7 protein-coding genes are annotated in these 9,135 nt (G+C 46.0%); 5 read left to right on the forward strand and 2 right to left on the reverse strand.

All coding sequences use genetic code 11. From position 1 onward, the window contains the following. The coding region (locus tag QUA04_RS27765; RefSeq protein ID WP_333263466.1) for a hypothetical protein at positions 1-280 on the reverse strand (280 nt) is incomplete at its 3' end. A 211-nt stretch (positions 281-491) separates the two neighbouring features. Between QUA04_RS27765 and QUA04_RS27770 the strand changes: the two genes are divergently transcribed. After that, the gene (locus QUA04_RS27770) at positions 492-1,544 is read left to right on the forward strand and encodes a Gfo/Idh/MocA family protein (protein ID WP_015178266.1); all 1,053 of its coding nucleotides are present in this window, start codon (positions 492-494) and stop codon (positions 1,542-1,544) included. A 286-nt stretch (positions 1,545-1,830) separates the two neighbouring features. Here QUA04_RS27770 and QUA04_RS27775 read toward each other — a convergent pair whose 3' ends face one another. Beyond that, positions 1,831-2,817: a GDSL-type esterase/lipase family protein gene (locus tag QUA04_RS27775; RefSeq protein WP_333263469.1), complete on the reverse strand. Its 987-nt coding sequence runs from the start codon at positions 2,815-2,817 to the stop codon at positions 1,831-1,833. A 407-nt stretch (positions 2,818-3,224) separates the two neighbouring features. Between QUA04_RS27775 and btpA the strand changes: the two genes are divergently transcribed. From btpA to QUA04_RS27795, 4 genes are all read left to right on the forward strand, one after another. Next, positions 3,225-4,112, forward strand: a complete 888-nt coding sequence (gene btpA / locus QUA04_RS27780) for a photosystem I biogenesis protein BtpA (protein WP_138921119.1) — start codon at positions 3,225-3,227, stop codon at positions 4,110-4,112. Positions 4,113-4,375: 263 nt separating this feature from the next. Then, positions 4,376-5,299 (forward strand): vitamin K epoxide reductase family protein, encoded by a 924-nt coding sequence (locus QUA04_RS27785; RefSeq protein WP_333263471.1) that lies wholly within the window; start codon positions 4,376-4,378, stop codon positions 5,297-5,299. Between the two features lie 522 nt (positions 5,300-5,821). Further along, positions 5,822-7,957 (forward strand): CHASE2 domain-containing protein, encoded by a 2,136-nt coding sequence (locus QUA04_RS27790; protein WP_333263474.1) that lies wholly within the window; start codon positions 5,822-5,824, stop codon positions 7,955-7,957. 267 nt (positions 7,958-8,224) lie between these two features. Continuing rightward, the gene (locus tag QUA04_RS27795; protein ID WP_333263477.1) at positions 8,225-8,950 is read left to right on the forward strand and encodes an IS630 family transposase; all 726 of its coding nucleotides are present in this window, start codon (positions 8,225-8,227) and stop codon (positions 8,948-8,950) included. Positions 8,951-9,135 lie beyond the last annotated feature (185 nt).

Below are 9,135 nucleotides of genomic sequence, written 5' to 3' on the forward strand. Positions count from 1 at the left end.
GGCAATCGTTTGGGAGTTTTGTGTTTCCGAATCTATCTTCCTTTCCTTCTGCTTGAATATCTGCGGAATGTGGGTTCAAAGATTGCCGAATGTAAATAACCGAACTAATACGGATGCGTCCTCTGTTGTATTTGTATAATTTATGACTTTCACTATTACTTTTGAAAAGAAACCCGAAAAATGTTTGAGCGTAACCGCCAAATATTCCGACGGGTTTGTGTTGTTGGGATGCTGCAGGCGATCGTCCCGATGTAAATACACACTTTATAAATTTTGTCAATACGCAATTTCCAGACATTTGACCCCTGTATTCTGCCCTTGTGTATGAGTAGCTACTGCTTAATTGCCTGATGCGATAATCGCAACTGAACTTAGAAATTCTTCACAAATAGTTTGACTGTGGTACTATCTGGATGGCTGTGAGTAGCTGAGGGAAGCCAAGGGGCTTGATTCCTGTGGTGGTGGAGGAGAATCCAGGAGTGCTAGATAGGATGTCATTGGGATACGCAAACGTTTTCGCCCAGCGAAGTCAACCCGAACCCCTCCGCATTGGGGTGATTGGGGTTGGCAATATGGGCCAGCACCACACGCGAGTTCTGAGCTTGCTAAAAGATATCGAACTCGTGGGTGTTGCAGACATAAATGTAGAGCGGGGAATAGATGTAGCAAGCAAATACCGGGTTCGCTTCTTTGAAGACTACCGAGATTTGCTCGCCCACGTAGATGCAGTTTGCGTCGCCGTTCCAACTCGCCTGCACCACCCTGTGGGGATGTCTTGTCTCCAAGCGGGTGTTCACGTTTTAATTGAAAAGCCGATCGCGGCTAGCATTGCCGAAGCCGAATCTTTGGTCAACGCGGCTGCTGAGGCCCACCGCATTTTACAAGTGGGTCACATCGAGCGCTTCAATCCAGCTTTTCAGGAACTCGGCAAAGTGCTGAAAACTGAAGAGTTACTGGCATTGGAAGCTCACCGGATGAGTCCCTATTCCCAGCGGGCTAACGACGTATCGGTAGTTTTGGATTTAATGATCCACGACATTGACTTGCTCCTGGAATTGGCAGATTCCCAAGTGGTGAAGCTGACAGCCAGCGGCAGTAGGGCCTCAGATTCAGGTTATTTAGACTATGTGACAGCGACGTTGAACTTTGCTAACGGCATTGTCGCCACCCTGACTGCCAGTAAGGTGACGCACCGCAAACTCCGTTCAATCGTGGCTCACTGCAAGAATTCTCTGACAGAGGCAGATTTTCTCAACAACGAAATCTTGATTCACCGACAAACAACCGCCAATTACGTGACGGATTACGGTCAGGTGCTTTACCGTCAAGATGGGTTGATCGAGAAAGTTTACACCAGCAATATTGAACCGCTCCACGCAGAATTGGAGCATTTTATTAATTGCGTGCGGGGTGGAAATCAGCCTTCTGTGGGAGGAGAACAAGCTCTCAAAGCTCTGCGGCTTGCGAGTTCGATCGAGCAAATGGCTCTCGACGGTCAAGCTTGGTATCCGAAAGAGCTAGAGTCTACTTTGCAAGTTAGCTAAATCGAGACAAATCGTGTCGTTTCCGGGTGCTTTTACAGTTAGTTTGGGTTTGTTGTTCGTTGAAGATGGTAACTGTTCCCATGCAACCGGATTCGATGTCAGTCGATTTGAGATTGGACAATTCGGCGTGAGAAGTTCGGCGAGCGCGTGCGTCGAGTTGCGCTCAGTCGAACGATTTTAGATCTTAGATTGACTCTGCAGATTAATCGGGCGGCTTGAACTAAGGTTTAAACTTTTTTGCTCTCGACAACAGAAGTCGTGGGCAAGTATCCGTCTTGAGGTGAAGTCACGATTTATGCCAAAAAAGAGCGACTATTTGACGACTGATAGTTTTGCTAACTAGCTGATTTCCTAGAGGGCTCAGGTGAATGCTGTCTCGATACAAAGTTGGAAATTCGGCCGCACAATTGAAAATGGGAAGAAAATCTATGTAAGTAATTTTCTCTGTTTCTACGAGTTCGGCGAGACGCGCTCTAGCATTGACTTCCCAGTCGCGAGGGCCCGGGCCGCCGAGTTCGCCCCGCTTGGGCGTGACGGCTAGCAAAAACTCGATGTTGGCGGATACAGCTATTTTCTGGATTTGGCGAATAGCCTCTAAGTTGCAGCCTACTACATCGCCGTTTCTGGCTCCGGGTGCTGCCAATTGGCGAGTCGGCACTGCCGGTAGCAGGTAGCGGCTCAATAACTCTAGCGTAGCCAATCGGGGTTTGTGATCCGGGTAAGATCGATCGCGCCCCACAACCAGAGCACAGGGAGCCGATGCAAACAAATCGTCCGTATTGAGCAGCAAAACCAAAGCCTTTGCCCCAAAAACACCGAACCGCTTGGCGTAAGCAAGTTGATTCCTCGGCCCCCAAGAATTGGCTGAGGCGTTGAGAACTTCAAAATCTGAATAGTTGACTTGTGAACCTAATTGTGCATCGCTCGCCAGATTCTGTACTTGCAGTCTCAAATCCCGAGCCAGAATTTCCGAGATCGTATCTGTTTGATGTGTCCACCAACCGCCGTTGGCGACAGAATCTCCCAACAGCAAGACGCGCAGAGTTTCTGGAGGGGATATCGGGGCGATCGCTCCGCTACGCATCGAATACTCGTTAATCTCAATCCGGTTGCCCAAGCGACGCACCTTCTGGTTGGGCGCCAACAAATAGCCGCACTCGGCATCGGCAATATAAATCAAAGGATTACCAAAACCCAGCAGCACCCGCAGCAGCACTTCGATTGCTGCCCCCAATCCTGCGGTGACAGCCAAAATTATGAGAACAACTTCCACCACTTAACCTCGATAGAGAAGGAAAAACCCCTGCCGACACCAAGGTATAGAAAAGAATGCAACTGCAGTCAAGCTTTCAACCCCGATTGTAGTCAGTCGATTAAAGATTAAAGATTAAAGCATTGACTCCACAGATGAATCTGGGAGATCTCGCTAAAATCTAAACTTTTTTGCTTTCCCGGACTCCTGCCTAGAAGCAAGTATCCGTCTTTAACTGAGGTGAGCGGGTCGCCTATGTAAAATCTAAAATCTAAAATCTAAAATCTAAACTGTTATGGCTGCAGGGTTTGAGCAACTTGGCGACCCGATTAAGTCAACCGAATCGCCCCCGTGGATATAGAATTCTAGAATATACCGTCAAAATCCGCCGTCAGCCGTCAGTGAACTTGGTGGTTTCAGGAAAATCCGTGGACTTAAAACAAATATTCAAAACGCCGAATCCCATAATCGGTGTCGTACATTTACAGCCTTTGCCAACTTCTCCCCGCTGGGGCGGAAACCTCAAAGCTATTATCGGAAGAGCCGAGCAAGAGGCTACAGCGCTGGCTTCTGGTGGCGCAAACGGTATCATTGTCGAGAACTTTTTCGACGCTCCTTTTGCCAAAGACAGCGTAGATCCGGCTGTGGTAAGTGCCATGACTCTGGTAGTCGAGAGGCTAACCAATCTCGTGACGCTGCCGATCGGCGTTAACGTGCTGCGAAACGACGCCCACAGCGCGATCGCCATCGCCTCCTGCACGGGAGCTCAATTCATCCGCGTCAACGTCCTCAACGGCATCATGGCTACAGACCAAGGCTTAATTGAAGGCCAAGCTCACCAGCTACTGCGCTACCGCCGGGAATTGGGCAGCGATGTCAAAATATTAGCAGACGTGTTAGTCAAGCACGGGCGACCCCTAGGCAGCCCCAATTTGACCACAGCCGTCCAAGAGACGATCGGGCGAGCTTTAGCCGACGCCGTAATCCTTTCCGGCTGGACCACTGGTAGCCCTCCCAATCTCGAAGACTTAGAACTCGCGAGTGCAGCAGCAGCCGGAATTCCAGTTTTCATCGGCAGCGGCGCCTCGTGGGAAAACATTTCCACCCTCATGCAGGCCGCTGACGGCGTAATCGTATCGAGTTCCCTGAAGCGAAACGGCCGCATCGAGCAGCCTATAGATCCGATCCGCGTTAGTCAGTTTGTCGAAGCCGCCCGCCGCAGCTTGTCACAGAAAGAGCGCGAACAGGAAAATAGAGATGCTAATGGCTCAAGAGGGCCAACACCGGAACCGGGCAAAGTCACAAGTAAAACGTAAAATGGGAAGGGGTAATGGGTAATCGGTAATCGCTGAAAACGAAGAGCTAACCGTGAAAAAATCACCAATTATCAATCACCAATTCCCAATTTCCTTGATTCACGAGACGGAAGTCACAGATACACGGATAGCTATTTCTTTTCTCTGACTTCTGACTTTTTCCCTCAACATCGATCCGTTAAATCCCTTAAAACCCTGACATTGCTAGTTGCCCAAATTTCTTCTTTTTTCAAGGTCCAAATTATCAATTACCAAATCAAAAAATGATTCGCCGACGTTCAACCCCTTGGATTCATCGCTGGTCTAGGACTGTGATGGCAGCGATCGCAGCCATAGGCGTCGTAGAAACGGCCTATCTCACGATCGCTAAATTCACGACTGGCTCGGTCATTTGTCCCACCAGCGGCTGCGACAAAGTTCTCAACAGTCCCTACGCTACAGTCTTTGGCACAGTGCCTTTAAGTTTGTTAGGCTGTCTGGCTTACCTGAGCATAGCAATCCTGGCATTGGCTCCCAAAGCTGTAAATCCCGACACCAAGAAAGGACTGCACTCTCAACTAGAAAAAAACACTTGGCAAGCGCTATTTATCATCACCGCTGCGATGGTAATTTTCAGCAGCTATTTGATATATTTGATGGCTTTTGAGATTCAGGATCTGTGCATTTACTGCGTCACTTCTGCCTTATTTTCGCTGTCGCTGTTTGTGCTGGTGCTAGTCGGGCGCGAGTGGGAAGATATCGGACAGTTGGTGTTTACAGGCATTTTGGTGGCAATGGTGAGTTCGATCGGCGCCTTGGGACTTTATAACAGCGTCAACTCACCTGCTTCTACTGTCTCTACCCCCGGAATTGCACCCCCTGCCGTCACTACAACCTCCGGCCCGGCCCAAATTGCTTTGGCCCGCCACCTCCGACAAATCGGCGCTAAAGAGTACGGCGCTTACTGGTGTCCCCACTGCTACGACCAAAAAATCCTGTTCGGCAAAGAAGCAGCCAAAATAATCAATTATTTTGAATGCGATCCCAGGGGGCAAAATTCCCGCGCTGAAATTTGCCAAGCTGCTGCTGCGAATGTTAAAGGTTTCCCGACTTGGGAGATTAATGGTCAGTTTTATTCGGGGACGCAATCTTTGGATAAACTCGCTGATTTATCGGGTTACACTGGCCCCCGCAACTTTCAAAACTAACATAAAAGTTTGAGATTATAGATGACAGATTTTAGATTGATGGGCAGGAAATCTCCTCGTTTTTAACTTAGTTGAGCGTTGGCTCGTGCTGCGAAATTAATCTAAAATCTCGCATCTATAATCACTAAAAAAATAGTAAAAATTAGTGAGAACGAAAAATATTAAAACCAGTTGTGGGTTTCTAGTATTTAGATCGGCAAATAACTACTAGAACTTTTACACAAAAACGCCAGAAACCGGGTTTCTGCTTCCAGAGTGATTGTTGAAATGACATATTTTGGTTGCGAAACTCGGTTTCTGCTGTTGCAGACCGATCGCACCGAAAAACCAAAAAAATTGGATAATCTAAAATCTAAAATCGACTCGCCCTCACCAAAAAACCAAAAAATTGGATAATCTAAAATCTAAAATCGACTCGCCCGCACCGAAAAACCAAAAAATTAGATAATCTAAAATCTAAAATCTAAAATCTAAAATCGACTCGCCTCGGAGATGTAAAACCTATACGTAGTAGTAGTTTAGATGTTCACAGGGCGAGGTCCAAATCCCCAAAATATGCTAGAAACTATCAAAAAATGGGTCGATCAAGAACGCCGAGTATTGATTACTGCGAGTGCCGTTGCTACTACGGTCATTGTAATGCGCTGGTTCGGATGTTTTCAGGTGTGGGAATGGGCTGCTTTCGACCAATTTGTTCGCTGGCGCCCGGCCGAACCCATTGACTCGCGCATCGTCATTGTAGAAATTAAGGAAGCTGACTTGCAAAAATACGGCTACCCAATTTCGGATGCTGTCTTGGCCCAATTGCTGCAAAAATTGCACGCTGCCAAGCCGCGGGCGATCGGCCTCGACGTTTACCGAGATTTGCCAACTCAACCGGGTAACGCCGAATTGCTCAAAACTTTTAAAACTATTCCCAACTTAATCGGCATTGAGTTGATGCCAGACGAAACCCGCTTCGGAGTTCGCCCGCCTCCGGTACTTGACAAGCTCGATCGAATCGGTTTCAACAACGTTGTTATCGACGCTGACTCAAAAGTGCGACGAACTTTGCTCTACGCTTGGCCCGGAGACGGCAAAACTCATCAAAGTTTCGCACTCAGACTGGCTTTGCTTTACCTCAGAAGCGAAGGGATTTCCCCTCAACGAGCAAGAGTCAATCCTAAATACTTGCAGTTAGGCAAGGGGGTTTTTCGACCTTTTCAACCGAATGACGGTGCTTACGTTCGATCGGATAGCCGGGGCTATCAAATTTTGACAAACTTGCGTGGCCCGCGAGGCAGTTTTCGTACTGCATCGATGGGCGATGTGCTTTCTGGCAAACTACCCCCTGATTTTGTGCGATCGCGCGTTGTCTTGATCGGCTCAAGTGCCCCCAGCCTCAGAGACTTTTACCAAAATGCTTACAGTTCAGGTTGGTTTGGTCCTCCCCAGCAAATACCGGGAGTCGAGCTTCAGGCTCATTTCTTGAGCCAAATTTTGAGTGCAGCCCTCGACGGGCGCGCGGGAATCCATGTCTGGCCAGAGGCTGCGGAGTTGCTGTGGATTTTACTGTGGTCTTGGGCCGGAGCAAATGTGAGTTGGAATTTGCGATCGCTTGGTCGATCGGCTTACTGTTTATTAAGTATCTGTCTAGGTCTGAGTGCCAGTTTATACTTAGCATTCTTAGCAGGTTGGTGGCTACCATTAATTCCTCCAATCCTCAGTCTGGTGGGTTCTGGTGCTGCAGTTGTGGGTTATCTGGCTCACTTGCAAGAAGAATTAAAACGCTCTAAAGAATTTTTACAATCGCTAATCGATACAATTCCCGACCCCATTTTTGTCAAAGATCGAAATCACCGCTGCGTAGTTTTGAATCAGGCATATTGTCGGTTTATTGGCTATCCTTTAGAGATTTTAACTTGCCGAACCGATTACGATTTATTTCCCCAAGCCGAAGCCGAGATATTTTGGCAGCAAAACGAATTAGTATTTCAAACTCACCAGCCGCGAGAAAATGAAGAATATTTCACTGACGCTCACGGAATTACGCATCTAATTGCGACTAAAAGATCCCTGCATAAAGATGCTGCCGGCAACCTATTTTTAGTCGGAGCAATCAGAGATATTACCGAGCGCCAACTTCGGACAAATGCCCTAGAACAAAAAAATGCTGAGCTTAGCCACCAAGCTTATCACGATGCTCTTACCGGTTTGCCCAACCGCCAAATGTTCTACGAATGCTGGCATCGGTCTCTAGAAATAGCCTCCAGCACTCAAGAATTGGTAGCTTTACTGTTTTTAGATTTAGATGGATTTAAATCAATCAACGACACTCTCGGACACAATGTGGGCGATTTGCTCTTAAAAACAGTTGCCAGTCGGCTCAAAAAATGCTTGCGCGGCAGCGATACCATCTCGCGGTTGGGCGGTGACGAGTTCACAGTCATTTTGCCCGCAATTCCAGGTCGCGAGGAAGCTGCGAAAGTAGCTGAAAAAATTTGCGACGCCATCATGCAGCCTTTTATTTTAGAAGAACATACAGTTTCTGTAACTACAAGTATTGGCATTAGTTTATATCCCATTGACGGTCAAGAGCCAGAGATTTTAGTTAAGAATGCCGATGTTGCGATGTATCGTGCTAAGGAACGCGGAAAAAATCAATATCATTTTTATTGATTAAGAGCAGTTAAAAACATCATACAACTGTAAGTAACCCAGGGGGAACGCATCTTATTGAACACTGTTCATCAGTGGTGAGGATATTTTGAGATAAATTCACCATTTTTAGAAGCTACAGATACGCTTTAAGCTGTTGTGCCTTTAAATAGGGTATAATAAAAAATGAGTTTAGTCAATCTCTACAAAAATGCCAGCTAAAAACCATCTCAATCCCCAACAAATAGAGAAACCACAAAAAGCATTAAGAGAGGAAAAAAAGCAAATGTGAGAGAAGGAATTCTAATTTTATTATTGCTCAATGACGGTAAAACACAATCTAAAATTGCTGATTTTTTGGGTTGTTCAGTCAACAAAATATCTTATTGGTGTATGAAGGGAGACCCCGATAATCTAGAAAGTATAATAGATGAAAGGATGAAGGGAAATCACAAAAAAGCCACAGATAAACATATAGATATATTATTAAAAACTCTAGAAAAAAACCCTCAAGAATTAGGATGTGATTTTGGACGATGGACAGCACAGAGATTAGCAACATACTTAGAACAATCCACAGGAATAAAATTAAGTGGAGGACAAGTTCGGAGGATATTAAAGCAAAAAAAGTATGTTTACATCTGGGCTAAGTATAGGCTGGAGTCCAAGAGAAATCCGGAAAAAAGAACAGCCTTTAAAATAAAAATAGCAGAATATTTAAAAATAGAAAAAGAAACTCCCGAACAATTACAGGTCGGGTTTTGGGACGAGAGTGGATTTAGTTTAAGAGTCACCAGAAGAAAGAACTGGTGTAAAAAAGACAACCGCAGAAAGGTCAGAGGAGACCGAAGAAAAGGCAGAGTTAATGTAATGGGAGGAGTGAGAAATTCCGCTAAAAAAAGGTGGGTAGAGTTCCTCAAAAAAGGCAATTCATATAATTTTTATCAAGTGCTAAAACTGTTTTATGCAGAGCTAATTAATGAATGGGTATCAGCAGGTAATCAAGCCTCATAATTTGCGGAAAAAGGAGCGAAAATAGTGATTATTCTGGATAATGCTAGTTTTCATAAGAAAGAAGAGTACCTGAAAATAATTGAAACAGAAATGCCTAACATTCATTTAGAACCCACATTCCGCAGATGTGGGTGGAATTTTTTTATCAGTTGTGAAAAGTGGGAACCCCAAAGTTTTTCCGTTGA

The organism is Microcoleus sp. S13_C5 (assembly GCF_036700845.1).
In the GTDB taxonomy this organism is placed as follows: domain Bacteria; phylum Cyanobacteriota; class Cyanobacteriia; order Cyanobacteriales; family Microcoleaceae; genus Microcoleus.